Origin of the sequence: Spectribacter hydrogenoxidans (assembly GCF_031846275.1) — a bacterium.
Lineage (GTDB): Bacteria > Pseudomonadota > Gammaproteobacteria > Nevskiales > Salinisphaeraceae > Spectribacter > Spectribacter hydrogenoxidans.
This window is the reverse complement of sequence record NZ_JAVRIB010000001.1, coordinates 1-13,918: the sequence shown is the minus strand read 5'-3', so window position 1 is coordinate 13,918 and position 13,918 is coordinate 1. Positions and strand designations below refer to the sequence as shown.

The 13,918-nt window shown below is 62.7% G+C and carries 13 protein-coding genes and 1 pseudogene; 6 read left to right on the top strand and 8 right to left on the bottom strand.

The genetic code is table 11. The features are described 5' to 3' along the window. Positions 1-279 precede the first annotated feature (279 nt). Positions 280-1,110 (top strand): alpha/beta fold hydrolase, encoded by an 831-nt coding sequence (locus RM532_RS00070; RefSeq protein ID WP_311651040.1) that lies wholly within the window; start codon positions 280-282, stop codon positions 1,108-1,110. 12 nt (positions 1,111-1,122) lie between these two features. Here RM532_RS00070 and RM532_RS00065 read toward each other — a convergent pair whose 3' ends face one another. Both RM532_RS00065 and folD read right to left on the bottom strand, forming a co-directional pair. Then, on the bottom strand, positions 1,123-2,826 hold the full coding sequence (locus RM532_RS00065; RefSeq protein ID WP_311651038.1) for a formate--tetrahydrofolate ligase: 1,704 nt from the start codon (positions 2,824-2,826) through the stop codon (positions 1,123-1,125). Between the two features lie 115 nt (positions 2,827-2,941). Then, complete coding sequence (gene folD / locus RM532_RS00060) at positions 2,942-3,853, bottom strand: bifunctional methylenetetrahydrofolate dehydrogenase/methenyltetrahydrofolate cyclohydrolase FolD (RefSeq protein WP_311651037.1); 912 nt, start codon at positions 3,851-3,853, stop codon at positions 2,942-2,944. Positions 3,854-4,197: 344 nt separating this feature from the next. On the opposite strand from folD, the gene RM532_RS00055 reads away from it, so the two are divergent. Further along, positions 4,198-5,304 carry a histone deacetylase family protein gene (locus RM532_RS00055; RefSeq protein WP_311651036.1) on the top strand — a complete coding sequence of 369 codons (1,107 nt, stop codon included), beginning with the start codon at positions 4,198-4,200 and terminating at the stop codon, positions 5,302-5,304. A gap of 151 nt (positions 5,305-5,455) precedes the next feature. On the opposite strand, the gene RM532_RS00050 is transcribed toward RM532_RS00055, so the two are convergent. Beyond that, on the bottom strand, positions 5,456-5,740 hold the full coding sequence (locus RM532_RS00050) for an RNA recognition motif domain-containing protein (protein ID WP_311651035.1): 285 nt from the start codon (positions 5,738-5,740) through the stop codon (positions 5,456-5,458). Positions 5,741-6,090: 350 nt separating this feature from the next. Next, positions 6,091-7,518: an OmpA family protein gene (locus tag RM532_RS00045; protein WP_311651034.1), complete on the bottom strand. Its 1,428-nt coding sequence runs from the start codon at positions 7,516-7,518 to the stop codon at positions 6,091-6,093. A gap of 65 nt (positions 7,519-7,583) precedes the next feature. On the opposite strand from RM532_RS00045, the gene RM532_RS00040 reads away from it, so the two are divergent. From RM532_RS00040 to RM532_RS00030, 3 genes are all read left to right on the top strand, one after another. Then, entirely contained in the window at positions 7,584-8,015 is a 432-nt protein-coding gene (locus tag RM532_RS00040) for a CBS domain-containing protein (protein ID WP_311651033.1), read from the top strand. Positions 8,016-8,115: 100 nt separating this feature from the next. Then, positions 8,116-8,379 carry a hypothetical protein gene (locus RM532_RS00035; RefSeq protein ID WP_311651032.1) on the top strand — a complete coding sequence of 88 codons (264 nt, stop codon included), beginning with the start codon at positions 8,116-8,118 and terminating at the stop codon, positions 8,377-8,379. Beyond that, on the top strand, positions 8,376-8,765 hold the full coding sequence (locus RM532_RS00030) for a type II toxin-antitoxin system VapC family toxin (RefSeq protein ID WP_311651031.1): 390 nt from the start codon (positions 8,376-8,378) through the stop codon (positions 8,763-8,765). The genes RM532_RS00035 and RM532_RS00030 overlap by 4 nt, the downstream gene beginning before the upstream one ends. 216 nt (positions 8,766-8,981) lie before the next feature. Here the strand turns inward: RM532_RS00030 and RM532_RS00025 are convergent, their stop codons facing one another. Then, on the bottom strand, positions 8,982-9,431 hold the full coding sequence (locus tag RM532_RS00025) for a very short patch repair endonuclease (RefSeq protein ID WP_311651030.1): 450 nt from the start codon (positions 9,429-9,431) through the stop codon (positions 8,982-8,984). Beyond that, positions 9,428-10,642 (bottom strand): type II restriction endonuclease, encoded by a 1,215-nt coding sequence (locus RM532_RS00020; protein WP_311651029.1) that lies wholly within the window; start codon positions 10,640-10,642, stop codon positions 9,428-9,430. The genes RM532_RS00025 and RM532_RS00020 overlap by 4 nt, the downstream gene beginning before the upstream one ends. 130 nt (positions 10,643-10,772) lie before the next feature. Here RM532_RS00020 and dcm point away from each other — a divergent pair, with 130 nt between their 5' ends. Next, positions 10,773-12,020 carry a DNA (cytosine-5-)-methyltransferase gene (dcm, locus tag RM532_RS00015; RefSeq protein ID WP_311651028.1) on the top strand — a complete coding sequence of 416 codons (1,248 nt, stop codon included), beginning with the start codon at positions 10,773-10,775 and terminating at the stop codon, positions 12,018-12,020. Between the two features lie 356 nt (positions 12,021-12,376). Here the strand turns inward: dcm and RM532_RS00010 are convergent, their stop codons facing one another. Next, positions 12,377-13,234 (bottom strand): HNH endonuclease, encoded by an 858-nt coding sequence (locus RM532_RS00010; protein WP_311651027.1) that lies wholly within the window; start codon positions 13,232-13,234, stop codon positions 12,377-12,379. Beyond that, positions 13,224-13,918: pseudogene (locus RM532_RS00005) on the bottom strand (ATP-binding protein); the annotation flags it as partial. The gene RM532_RS00010 and the pseudogene RM532_RS00005, both read right to left, overlap by 11 nt.

The following is a 13,918-nucleotide window of genomic DNA, read 5'->3' as shown; positions in this document are numbered from 1 at the left end:
CGCACGTCCTGTGCGTGCCCCTTCGGGCCGGGAACCTCGCCGCCCTGCAGTGCTCGGCTCGTCCCGACGGGAATCAAGAGCAGCCATAGCCGGGTGGGGTCGCTTCTTCCCTCCCGTTAGCGCTTGCCGGCAGCCCGGAGAGCTATCGACCAAGCCGGGCAAGGTACCCCCGCAAATGCCCACAAACCCACGCTGCGCCCGCTTATCGGCTGGGTGCACATCCGGTCGCCTGTATATTCGGTGGCACCCATTGCCGTTTTCGCGCCCCGGAGTCCATTCATGACCGTGTCACTCGCCAGTTTCACCCATCGCGAGCTGACCCTGTCCTATCGGGATTCCGCGCCCGGTGACGACCAGCGTCCGGCGGTGCTTCTGCTGCACGGCTTCCCGGATTCGGGTGCCATGTGGACCGCCCAGATCAACACCCTGCACGCCGACGGGTTTCGCTGTATTGCGCCCGACACTGTGGGCTGTGGTGACTCGGACATGGCGCCGAAGCTGGGTGACTACAACATCGTGGCGATTGCGGGCGACCATGTCGCGCTGCTCGATCACCTGGGTATCGAGAGGGTCCATGTTGTCGGTCACGACTGGGGTGGCTGGGCGGCCTGGCTGATCGCCGGCCTTTATCCGTCGCGCGTGCATCGCCTGGCGGTATTGTCGGTAGGCCATCCCACCGCCTACGCCCGTGCCGGTATCGCGCAGAAGCTCGCTGCCTGGTACATCGGCTTCTTCCTGATGGGGGGATTGACCGAATATGTGCTCGGCAGCCGCGGGCCGCTGGGCCTGGCGCGAATGCTGTCCGGCTCGCACCCGGACCCGGACGAGGTGGTGGCCCGGATGTCGACCCCCGGCCGCCTGACGGCGGGGCTGCGTATCTACCGCGCCAGCATGGGCACCATCCTGTTTCGCCGCCAGCCGACGGTAACAGCGCCGACGCTGGGGATCTGGAGCAAGGGCGACCCCTATCTGGTGGCCGCACAGATGCGCGATTCCCGGCAGTATGTCGACGCCGAGTGGCAATGCGAGACCATCGACGGCGGTCACTGGATACCGCTGGAGCACCCCAACTGGCTGGGTGCCCGGTTGCGTCGTTTCCTCAACGGCTGATCCGGCGGCCGCTTAGAACAACCCGTCGATATACCCATCCGCATGCATCCGGATGTCGGCGGCGGCCGGGCGCCGCGGCAGACCGGGCATGGTCATGATCTCGCCGCAGATCACCACGATGAAGCCGGCGCCGGCGGACAGCCGCACCTCGCGCACCGGGATGATGTGGCCGCTGGGTGCGCCACGCAGGTTGGGATCGGTGGTGAAGCTGTACTGGGTCTTGGCGATGCACACGGGAAAATGGCCGTAGCCGGCCTTTTCCAGGTTCTTCAGCCGGGCGCGAATGGCGTGCCCGGCGCTGATGTCCTCGGCGCCGTAGATCTTCTGTGCCACGGTGCGGATCTTGTCCAGCAGCTCCATGTCATCCGGGTATAGCGGCTTGAAGTCCGCCTCGCCGCGGGCGACCACATCGGTGACCGTGCGGGCCAGATCGGCCGCCCCGGCGCCGCCGTCGGCGAAGTGGGTGCACAGCGAGGTTTCCACCCCTTCCGTGCGCATTTCGTCGGCGATGGCTTCCAGTTCCGCGTCGGTGTCCGACGGGAAGCGGTTGATGGCCACCACCGCCGGAACGCCATAGGAGCGGATGTTGCGGACGTGCCGGCGGAGGTTGTCGCAGCCCTTGCGCACGGCTTCCACGTCCTCTTCCTCGAGATGCTGTACCGCGTTGCCGCCGTGCACCTTCAGCGCCCGGGCGGTTGCCACGATCACCGCGGCGGCCGGTTTCAGGCCGGTCATGCGGCACTTGATGTCGAAGAACTTCTCGGCGCCCAGGTCGGCGCCGAAGCCGGCCTCGGTGACCACGTAATCGGCCAGCTTCAGGGCCGCCCGGGTGGCGATGGCGGAGTTGCAGCCGTGCGCGATGTTGGCGAACGGGCCGCCGTGCACGAACACCGGCGTGTTCTCCAGCGTCTGCACCAGATTCGGCTTGATTGCATCCTTGAGCAGCACCGCCATGGCGCCATCGGCTTCGAGGTCGGCGGCGGTGACCGGCTGACGGTCGCGGGTTTCGGCCACCACGATGCGCGCCAGCCGCGCCTGCAGATCGGTCATGTCGGTGGCGAGGCAGAGAATGGCCATGATCTCCGAGGCCACGGTGATGTCGAACCCGTCCTCGCGCGGCATGCCGTTGCCGGTACCCAGGCCGATGACGATTTCGCGCAGCGCGCGCTCGTTCATGTCCATCACCCGGCGCCAGCTCACCCGCCTCGGATCGAGGTTGAGTTCATTACGCCAGTTGATGTGGTTGTCGATCATGGCCGCAAGCAGGTTGTGGGCCATGCCGATGGCGTGCATGTCGCCGGTGAAGTGCAGGTTGAGATCGTCCATCGGCACGACCTGGGCGTATCCGCCGCCGGCGGCGCCGCCCTTCATGCCGAAGCAGGGGCCGAGGCTGGGCTCGCGCAGACAGGCCGCCACGCTTTCGCCAGCCGCGGACAGGGCATCGGTCAGACCCACCGTGGTGGTGGTCTTGCCCTCGCCCGGCGGGGTCGGGGTCAGGCCGGTGACCAGGATCAGCTTGCCGTCGGGCCGGTCCGCCAGCGAGGCGATGTAGTCCAGGTCGATCTTGGCCTTGGTATGGCCGTAGGGGGCCATCGCCGACCACGGCACACCCAGCTTTTCGCCGATTTCGGCAATCGGCTTGAGGGTGGCGGCCCGGGCAATGGCGGCATCGCCGTTCGGCGGCCGCGTGAATGTCTCGTCCTTGCTCTTGCTCACCGTCGGTGTCTCCTCGTCCGGTCAAGGCGCCGGGCGGGCCCGGCGCATCCCGCGTCACGCGTTGGCGTGACCCCGTTCGATTGGAAATCCCCGCTCCCGGGTCGGCAACTTTGGTTCAGTCGCCGGCCGGTAGTGGCAGGCCCTTCTGCTGACAGGTGGCCCGCACCGTGTTGTGCAGCAGGCAGGCGATGGTCATGGGGCCGACGCCACCCGGCACCGGGGTGATGGCCCCCGCGACCTCGGCCGCCGCGGTGAAATCCACGTCCCCCACCAGGCGGCGCTTGCCGTCCGCGTTGGCCTCGAGCCGGTTGATGCCCACGTCGATGACGGTGGCCCCCGGCTTGATCCAGTCGCCCTGCACGAATTTCGGCCGGCCCACGGCCGCCACCAGAATGTCGGCCTGGCGGCACAGACCGGGCAGGTCGCGGGTCTTCGAATGGGCCACGGTCACGGTGCAGTTTTCCCGCAGCAGCAGGTTGGCCAGCGGCTTGCCGACGATGTTGGAGCGGCCCACGATCACCGCGTGCCGCCCGGCCAGATCATTGCCGAGCGTGTGCTGCAGCAACAGCACGCAGCCCAGCGCGGTGCAGGGCACGGGCGGGCTGCCGCCGTTCCACAGCCGACCGGTATTGACCTCGTGAAAGCCGTCCACGTCCTTGTCCGGGTCGATGGCGGCCAGCACGGCGTCCTCGGAAATCTGAGCCGGCAGGGGCAGCTGCACCAGAATGCCGTTGACGGCCGGGTCCCGGTTGAGCTTGTCGATCAGGGCGAGCAACTCGTCCGCCGAGGTGTCCTCGTCCAGATAATGCTCGAAGGATTCCATGCCCGCGGCCAGCGAGGCCTTGCGCTTGTGGCTGACGTAGACCTGGCTGGCCTCGTCGCCACCGACCAGCACCACGGCCAGTCCCGGGGTCACGCCGTGGTCGGCCTGCAGGGCGGCGACTTCGCGGGCGATGCGTTCGCGGATTTCACCGCCAATCACCTTGCCGTCGATGCGGGTGGCGGCGGTTTCGGTCGTGGTAGTCATGGCGCCTCGTGGTTCAAGTGTGTCGCGTGGCATCGACCGGGCGGCAAGGGCTCGCCTCGCATAGCCCGACCATTGCGAGCCGCGCGAAAGGCGAGCAAGGATACCGATTAATGCCGGTAATTCCGAATCCTCGCCTTGTGCGGGAATGGTTTCGCGGTTATTCGCCGCGGAGGGATTGCTAAGCGCCATACGGCTGCCGTCATCCGAGTCTGGCGTGAATCGGCCAAGAGCATCCGGCAATCTTCCCGACGTGCAACGTCGGGCTCAAGGGCAGCGCGCAGCTATCGCATGTTGCCCGACGATGACGCATCATCGCGGGGCAGTAATCTGACGGGATCGACCGCGTGCTGGGTGATCGCAACGTACGGGTAATTTACGACGAACGGGTGCTGGCGCATCGCCCGGAAGCGCGGGAGCCATTCCTCCCCGGCCGCCTCGACAGCCGCGTGCGCGGGGTGCTGGAGGGCCTGGGCCTGGAAGCCAAGTGGAGCTACCCGGAACACCCCGGCCGCATCACGGCGATTGCGGATCTGCTGCGGGCCGAGCCGGTACCGGGCGTGCGGCTGACGAAAGGCCGGGTCGCCAAGCTGGACCAGCTTGCCCGGGTGCACACGCTGTCGTACATCGAAGGGTTGTACGAGCTGCGCGGCAAGCAGGCCTGGCTGGATGTGGATACCACCGCGGTATCCGCCGGCAGTGTGGAGGCGGCCGAGGTGGCGGCCGGCTCGGCCGTCGCCGCCGTGGATGCCGTGTTCAACGGCAAGGCCCATTCGGCCTTCGCCCTGTGCCGCCCGCCCGGCCATCACGCCAACGCGGTGCGGGCCCGCGGCTTCTGCCTGTTCAACAATGTGGCGGTGGCCGCCGCCCATGCCCAGGCCAAATGGGGCGTGGAGCGCGTCCTGATCATCGACTGGGATGCCCATCACGGCAACGGCACCCAGGACATCTTCGCCGCCGACCCCAGCGTGCTGTTCTTCGATACCCATCGGGCGGCGCCGTTCTATCCCGGCACCGGCGCCATGGAAGAGGTCGGCGAGGGCCTGGGCGAAGGCACCACCATCAATGTCCCGCTGCCGGAGGAAGCCGGCGACCTGGCCATGATCCATGCGTTCGAGCACATCCTCGTGCCCGCCGCGGCCTGGTTTCAGCCGGAACTTATCCTGGTATCCGCCGGCATGGACGCCCACCGCACGGAGCTGTGCCTGAATCTTTCATTTGACGGTTACAGCGCGCTGGCCGGCATCGTCCAGCGGCTGGCGGACGAACACTGCCAGGGCCGTCTGGCCATGATGCTGGAAGGGGGCTACAACCCGGAAACCCTGGCCCGCTGCACGCGCCGGGTGCTGGAAGTCATGGCCGGCGGGGAGCCGGCAAACCCGCGTGAACCGGGGATGGACGCGGTCGAGGAGATCGAGGCATTCCACCGCGACGCCTTCGCCGCGCCTGACTAGCAGCTCATTGCGAGGCCGCAAAGCGGCCGCGGCAATCTCGGTTCAATCCGGCCATCGAAGTCGGAGAACCGCAATCAAGCCCGGGATGGACGGGGCCGAAACCGGCCCCATCCACCCGAGCGAAGCGAAGTCCGGCGAACCGGTCAGTCGCTTACCAGCGGCTGCGGCCACCACGGCGATCATCGCGACCCTTTTCGGTGGCGATGTTCACCTTCAGCGGACGGCCGCCGAGGTCGTTGCCGTCCAGCTCCAGGGCCTTTTCGGCAGCCTGCTGCTGGGCGAAGGTAATGAAACCGAAACCCTTGGCACGGCCGGTGTCGCGATCCATGATCAGCGCCAGCTCTTCGATTTCGCCGTACGGCTCGAACAGATCGCGAAGCTGCGATTCGGTCACGTCGTACGGGAAGTTGCCAACATACAGTTTGTTCTGAGACATAGTCATTCCAATGTGAAACGCCGTCCCCGGTGGGATCGGCTGATAAATTCGCGTCGGTGATCGGTAACGCCGGCCGCCGTCGGACGCCGCGACGATGACCGACCCCAGGCGGCGACCTCGCCCGCCGGGTGCCCGCGACACAACGCGGGAACACGACACACAGGCACGCCTCGCCCTGGGGGCGAACACTCAGTGATTGCTTGTGGGATGGCCCGCCGCCGGACGGCCGTGCAGGCAAAGCAAAGACAGGATGGCGGAGCTTAGCAGCTATTGGCGCGAATAGTAGGTTTTTTCGTGCGGCCCGGCATGGCCCGACCGAGGCGTGATTACCACCCTAATCGGCAGGGTGGCTAGAGCATCCGCTCGATGCCTTGCCAGCCCTTGGGGCTCCAGTCCTCGTCGCTGCTACCGCAGTAACGCCACTCGCCATCGAAACGGTCGCGGGCGGGGGAATCGAACGTCAGCCGCAGATGCCCCCAGAAGGGGCTGCCGTCTTTTTTGCTGTCGCAGCGCTGGCCGGACTTTGTCTTGATCCAGAAGCCCTCGAAGGTGGTCTCGTCGACGAACTCGCCGCGGATCCGGCTGCCGTCGAAGTCGTAGTCGCCCCGGACCTCGCCGGCCTCGCGCCGCAGCTCCACGATACGATCGGCACTGCGCCCGCCAACGCCGCCCCAGACGCCGAGGATGTCGATGTCTGACGTTTCGTCGTCGGCGGCCGGCGTGGTGCGCACGGTCAACTCGACGCGACGGTTCCGGGCCCGGCCCTCGGCCGAATCGTTGCCGGCCACCGGTTGGGTTTCGCCGTGGGCGGTGGTGGTCACGGCCTCCCCGGCAAAGCCGCCGTTGTCGCGCAGATAACCCGCCACCGCTTCGGCCCGCTGGCGGGAAAGCTGCAGGTTGTCCTGCTCATCACCGACGCTGTCCGTATGCCCCGCCACGTTCACCTGGCTGGCCGCCGGGTCGTTGATGCGGGCCAGCACCTCGTCCAGGGCCGCGTAGGCACCCGGCTTGAGCTGGTGTGCCCCGGAATCGAACAGCACCGAACTGTCCAGCGCGATGGTCGAGGCCGAACCAATGGCCCCCACCGCATCCACATCGGCCCCCGGCGTGCCGCTGCGGCAGGCGCGTTTCAGGTCCACCAGTTTCACTAGGCGGAATGTGTCGTCGGCCGCCACGTAGGGCGCCAGATCGATCTCCGCCTTGCCCCCGGCAATCGTGCCCACACGCGTCCAGTCCTGCCCGTCTTCGGACACCGCCAGCGCGGTGGGCTCGGTGTCCGGCCCGATCTCGAACACATACAGGTCCGGGCCGGGCACATCGATCAGCTCATTATCGGTAAAGCGCAGCACCAGCTCGCCGCCACAACCCAGGGTGACGAAATCATGCTCGTCCTCGGCATAGCCCGGGATGCCCAGCACCCGGTCGGCCTCGGCATACTGATCGTCGTCCGCGGCCGGGTCCCCGGCGGCAAACGACTCGACCTGATCGGCGAACGACACCGCCCCCATCGGGAAGTGCACCTCGCCGCCATGCCCGTCGGGGTAATCGGCGCCTTCCGCAAATGCCGGCAGCGCAAGCCCGGCGAGCATCAGCCCGACTAGCCAGCGCGTCGGCAACCCGCGGTGAGCCGGTGCGGTATTCATCCTGTCGGGCATGGCTACGGGGGCACGCTTGCCGGTATGAAATGAACCACCGCATTCAAGCACGGGCAGGGACTCGCGGGAAAGCGATGCCCGGTCGGCGACGAACGTCAGAACAGCGGCTGCGATCGCCAACAAGCACCGGCGTTCCGGCTTTGCTAGATTGACTGGTCCCACAACACGACTGAAGCGGGGCGCACCTCATGAAAACGAAAGTGCGGCAACTGCTGAAGGAAAAGGGCGACCAGGTCTGGACCATTGCGCCGGACGCCTCGGTCTACGACGCCCTGCAACTCATGGCGGACAAGGGCATCGGCGCGCTCGTGGTGATCGACGACGAGCGGATCGTCGGCCTGCTTAGCGAGCGCGACTACGCCCGCAAGCTGATCCTGCAGGGCCGATCCTCCCGGGATACCCCGGTACGCGAAGTCATGACCACCCGCGTGCTGATTGTCGGACCGGACCAGACCGTCGAAGACTGCATGGCCCTGGCCACTGACAAGCGCGTCCGGCACTTCCCGGTGATGGACGGCGACAGGTTGATCGGCCTGGTGTCCATTGGCGACCTGGTCAAGTCGGTGATTGCGGATCAGGAATACGTCATCAAGCAGCTTGAGACCTACATCAGCGGCTGAAGTACGGTTTCCGTTGTCTGAACACGCCCCGAGCGTTGTATGACATGCCTATATGAGTCATGGTGAGTCACACCATTCCGGGCACGGATTTCAGGCAGTCATGACGCAACTCACGCTACGCGGTTTCGACCCGGAACTGGAAAAGCGCCTGCGCGAACTCGCGGCGCGTGATCACCTCTCGCTCAACAAGGCCGCGCTGAAGCTGATGCGGCGCGGCGCGGGGCTTGAGGCCGCATCCGAAGCGGGTCAACCAATCGGTGACCGGCTCAAGCGCTTTGCCGGACGCATGCCGGCCGCGGAAGCCGAGCGTATCGATCAGGCCATCGACCGGGCTCGCCTCGAGGACATGGAGCGACCCGATTGATCGCGCTTCCGGATACGAATGCCTACACGGCCGCAGCCCGGGGTGACGAGCCTCTGCTCGAAAATCTTGGCAGGGCCAGCCATATACTCATGTCCTCGATCGTGGTCGGCGAGCTGGAGTACGGCTTTCGCCACGGCACTCGCTGCCAGCAGAATCGCCATCAACTCGACGAGTTTCTTGCAGAGAGTTACGTCGACTTTCTGACCATTAGTCGCGACACATCAATCCATTACGGCCTGATCAGTAGCGAACTGCGCGCCGGCGGCAATGAGATTCCAAGCAATGACGCCTGGATTGCCGCCCATGCGCGGGAATACAGTGCCGTACTCTGGACCCGGAATCGGCATTTTCAGGTCGTCACGGGGGTATCAACCAGACAGTGGTGAATACCGCTACTGGCAGTAGCCCAATGAAGCTGAATATATCGCTTAGCATGTCGGGCCGAGTGCGAGGATTCAGCGAGGCGAAAGACAGGAACTGGGGCCCGATGCGCGGGGAACGCATCGAGCTAAAGGGCTCAGGAGCTCAATGGCCCGGACCCCCTTAGCTCTTTAGCTGACTGTCGCTGGTTACTTCCCGGTGGGGCCGGGTCAGGCCAGCTTTCATGGTGGGTTTTTTTCGGGCCATTCGGAGAAGGATTCTGGCCCTCTGATCCAGTCAGCTATTTCCATCATCCGATCAGGATGGTTCCGTATCCCGCATTCCCATATGACGAGCACACGCCATCCAAGCTCCAGAAGGTCGTTGACGTTTTTCCGGTCCCGTTCGACGTTCTGTCTGAACTTGGATTCCCAGAATGCCGGGCGTGTCTTCGGCGAGGTGGTATATCGGCACCCATCGTGTCGGTGCCAGAAGCAGCCGTGAACGAACAGGGCTGCCCTGAATCGTGGCAGTACGATGTCGGGACGGCCGGGAAGACCGGCTCGGTGTAACCGGAATCGGAGCCCTGAGCGATGCAGATATCGTCTTACCCGGATTTCAGGTCTGGTGTTGCTGCCCCGTATGCCCGACATCATCCGGGATCGGGTTGCGCGGTCTACAACGTCAGTCAAGGTTCCCGGTCCCGCACGACATGGATGAACTGATCGACACTGAGAAGCCAGTCGCTCCGGCTGGTTTCATAGTTCGCATGTAGTGATTGCGGCACCACGAGCGAAAGGCGAGCGTCCCGCATCTCGTCTGTCTGATGCGAGGAGATGCCGGGCTGTAGAGTCAGGAGATGCTTGTCCGGAATGCGGGCTGCTTCATTCAGTACCTGCCGCCATCGATCCTTGCAGGTGGTCTTTACGCCCAGCATCGACAGTCGGGCGGGCTCGAAATGGGGGTCGTGATACTCGCTCTCGCCGGGAAACAGGAAATCGGGCTTCGAGCGTCCTTCCGTGGTTGCGCCGCGGTCAAACCGGATCGTGTTTTCAAGAAGTAGCCATTCGATATGGTTTTCAAGTGCATGGCCTGCCCGCGACTTCCGTCGGTTGTGGATGCCGAGTGAATAGCTCACGAAGGCGTCGACATCCTCCTGCCATTCAGCTGCATGCTCGGCCAGATGTCTGATGACGATATGTCTTTCCAGCTGTCTGAACAGGGCTTCTTCTCGATCGATCAGAGCGATGATGGCGCTGTCCGGATCGGTTACCGCGTCGATATCGCCTTGCAGAGTTTCCAGCGCAAGGGCTGAAAGCTCGCGTGTCGTGGGAAAGTGAGGTCCGAACCGGTCCAGAAGGAGATCAAGCCACTGATCGCCGGCGGCCGGTGCGAAGCCGAGGCCCAGTTCCTCCGCGATGTGATTGAACAGGGCTTCGGATGCCTGATCCACATCTTCAGGGTATATATCACCGAGACTGCCCTGCAGGTCGTGCCCGGGTATGCCGAACAGCCAGAGCACGTCGGACATCTGCTCGCTCTGGCGATCGACGATCAGCAGAACGAGAGATGCGTCGTGTCGCAGCGCCATGATCAGCACGTCGCCCTCGCCTGCCTGATCCATGATCGGGTTGTCGTGGAAGTAGAGCCGATGTTCCGTTCTATTCGGGTCGTTTTCCCGCGCGTCGTACCACGTTACCTGCGCGTCCACGGTCAACTGCTCGTCTTCCTTTCGGCCGATGTAGATGAATCTGGCATCTAGTTCGCGGCGAGCGAGCCCGAGGTGCCGCTTCATCAGGGTTGTGCCATTGAACTCATGCTGGTTGGAGGAGGCCCGGTTGGCCTCAACGGCGCTCAGTTGCTTGGCCATCACACCGAGGAAGGACTGGTCGAGCTTGTGCATGGGATGCTTTCTGCGCGTGTGTCTTCAACAGCACTCTACCGGTGATTGCGCATACGACAACATCGACTATTGCAGCTGGGCGTAGCGAAGGCCATAATGTCCGCATTTAGTCCCCGCGTCTGGTGTCATCATGGAGAGTCCCGAGCCCTTTTCCGATTATCTAACGCGTGCAAGGCGCCAGCTGACCCAGAACGAGATCGCCGAGCACATGCGGTGCAGCCCCCGCCAGGTGAGGCGGTGGGAAATCGGCGAATCGAGGCCGCCGGAATACGCGCTGGATCGCCTCAAGCAGCTGCCACTCTTCCTGACCGAGTCGTCACCAGTGCCGGAGGCGGCGAAATTCTCGTTTGTCGATCTGTTTGCCGGTATCGGCGGCATCCGGCTCGGATTCGAGTCGCAGGGCGGCAGGTGCGTATTCACAAGCGAATGGGATCGGTTCTGCCAGCGGACCTACGTCGAGAATCATGCTGATGGGCACATGATCAACGGCAACATCAAGGATGTCGACGAGAGCGAGGTCCCGGATCATGATGTACTGCTGGCCGGATTTCCCTGTCAGCCCTTCTCGATTGCCGGTGTTTCCAAGAAAAACTCGCTCGGGCGCAAGCACGGTTTTCTCTGCGAAGCCCAGGGTACGCTGTTCTTCGACGTCGCACGCATCATCAAGGCCAAGAGGCCGAAAGCCATTCTCCTGGAGAACGTCAAGAACCTTCTGTCACATGACAAGGGCAACACATTCAAGGTGATCACGACGATCCTCCGGGAGGAGCTCGGTTACGAGATCTACTGGAAGGTCATTGACGCGAAACACTATCTCCCGCAACACCGGGAGCGGGTCATTATCGTGGGATTCCGGGACCCAGTGCCGTGGTCATGGGATCTCCTGTCCTATCCGGAAAAGGGAACCACAACTCTCGCAACCGTACTGCATCGTCCGGACTGTTCCGACGCGGGCGAGCACGATGTGGAGGCCGGTTACGTTATCGACGGGCGCGTCAATCCGAAGTACACGCTGTCGGACAAGCTGTGGGCCTACCTCCAATCCTACGCCGAGGGGCACCGCGCCAGAGGTAACGGATTCGGATTCGGTCTGGTCAGTCCCGATGATACTGCGCGCACATTGTCCGCTCGTTACTACAAGGACGGGTCGGAAATTCTCGTGGACCAGGGCCAGGGCTGTAATCCGAGGCGGTTGACCCCGCGAGAATGTGCTCGCCTCATGGGTTTTCCCGATTCGTTTAGGATTCCGGTGTCGGATACTCAGGCGTACAAGCAGTTCGGAAATTCGGTTGCTGTGCCGGTAGTCAGTGAAGTCGCCCGAGTTATGAATTATTTCGTTAGCGAGCGCGCTGGGCAAATGATTTTGCCCATGAGGTGAATGCGGGATTTATCCGCTCGCAGGCCAACATGGTTGATCATGGGGCAGGTATTTGTCTGACACACTAACACTGCAGCGAAGCCGCAGAACAATCCATAAGTCCGCTTGAGGCCGGAGATGGGCTGGACGCGATATGGTCGTCGCTCATGCCGCTAATGGTCAGAACTGTACCTCCCCCAGAGGTCATCAAGTGAGCCCGTAGCCAAGATGTAAGCGGCGATAGGCTGCAGCACGAGGTGAAAGATGTCGGCGAAGGTTTTTTCCTTTTGTACACCCAATACGCCCCCAGCGTTAATTGCCATTTAAGCGTGCGTCATGGTGCGACCAAATACCCCTACGATGCGGGTGCAGGCCAGTTATGTTTGGGGCTTGTATATTTCCATGAAATCCGCAATTTCATCGGCCGTAAAAGGCGGATTGCGTTTGTGCGCCACAGTATGACAGTTCGCGCAAAGGGGTATTAGATCGCGCGCCGGATTTATAACGTAGCCGGGCCCGAGTTCAGATACGGGGGTTGTGTGATGTACTTCAATGTGACCAACGGCTATTGGCCCATAGGTTTGCCCAAAATCCATGCCGCACGCGGCACATGAGGTGCCATGGATAGAGATTGCCGCAGCTCGATTGCGGCGGTCACGCTCGTAACGATTGGCTTGGACGTACGTGAGCGCGCCTTCCGGATAACTCTCGGCGCTTGGAATCAAGGCATTGACCTCCTCTTCGAGCGGAAGAATTGCCACGATCGCTGCTGCGAAGCGCCCCGTCCAATTCCGGATGATTGCGTCATCTGGTTCCCCATCTTCTGCACCCAGCTCAATTTGTCCTTTGTTGATTTTGAGATGGAAGCGGGTCCACCGCTCGTTCCATAAACTCGATCCGTCAAAGGTTTTGGTGTACCCGTTGACGCTAGTCTCGATCTGCGCACCTCTCTCGCGGCAGTCGGATAAAACAGCCTGGAAGGCTGCGCGTCCGGTTTCGTCTGCGCGCCCCATCGCGGAAAGTAGATCACCCGCGAACTTGCCTGGTTCAAAGGAAATGTGGAACCGCCGCCAGCCCACCGTAGTGCGGATCGCAAAGGACTGGTCTAAATGCGGCCCCACCGGATGGAGCGCGTACCAGCGTTGACCATCTCCATCAATGCCCGTTGTGGCCTTGAAGGCGAGACCGGTTTCTCTAGTGATGAACGTCTGCAATTTTTGCGGTTCAAGCCACATCGGGGTCCTCACCCGTATCCGGTTCCGGCAAGCTCTCGACAAGCTTGCGAAGGATGCGCGTCACTTCATAGCATAGTGCCCAGAGCAGAGAATCCATACCTTGAACCGTGACACTGCGACTGAGATTTGGTGCGTAAACTTTGTGGTAATAAGGGTGCTGCGTATTAATGCGCACGGCCTTGTGCTGCTCAATAAGCGCGGGTTCGAAAAGGAGCCCGTCCTCGACGTCGTTGGTCGGCTGAACAAATACCTCTCCAGGCTTCACGGCAGAGCCTACTTTGAGCTTCATCTTAAAAGTGCCGTGTTCGTTTTTTACAGTTACTTCTCCAGTATCTGGATCACTGACGTTGACTTCGGCTCCGCCTAATTCCGCTTCCTTATTACGGATCGAGTTATTAGACGCATCGTGTGCGTTCTTGGCCTTGTTGGAAATATCTTTGTTTTGGCCTTGTCGATACCTCCGATTAGCCTCCCGGCGCGGCGCCGTCAGAAATTGATCCCTTAACCACATCCATAGCTCATCGTTCAGTATTATCTGAGATTTTTTGATGTCGAGGTGGAATGCGTCATCTAAGTTGTGATCAAATGAGAATTCCACCCGCAGGAGCGTACTGTGTGGCTCTTTCTGAAACATGCCAAGCCAGTCAGCCTCGTGGATCAGTCGTTGCTCTCGATAGATGTAAA

Coding starts and splice junctions, on each gene's coding strand:
- RM532_RS00035 (WP_311651032.1), top strand. CDS start 8,116: ATGACGCAACTCACGCTACGCGGTTTCGACCCGGAACTGGAAAAGCGC.
- RM532_RS00040 (WP_311651033.1), top strand. CDS start 7,584: ATGAAAACGAAAGTGCGGCAACTGCTGAAGGAAAAGGGCGACCAGGTC.
- dcm (WP_311651028.1), top strand. CDS start 10,773: ATGGAGAGTCCCGAGCCCTTTTCCGATTATCTAACGCGTGCAAGGCGC.
- RM532_RS00070 (WP_311651040.1), top strand. CDS start 280: ATGACCGTGTCACTCGCCAGTTTCACCCATCGCGAGCTGACCCTGTCC.
- RM532_RS00050 (WP_311651035.1), bottom strand. CDS start 5,740: ATGTCTCAGAACAAACTGTATGTTGGCAACTTCCCGTACGACGTGACC.
- RM532_RS00020 (WP_311651029.1), bottom strand. CDS start 10,642: ATGCACAAGCTCGACCAGTCCTTCCTCGGTGTGATGGCCAAGCAACTG.
- RM532_RS00010 (WP_311651027.1), bottom strand. CDS start 13,234: ATGTGGCTTGAACCGCAAAAATTGCAGACGTTCATCACTAGAGAAACC.
- folD (WP_311651037.1), bottom strand. CDS start 3,853: ATGACTACCACGACCGAAACCGCCGCCACCCGCATCGACGGCAAGGTG.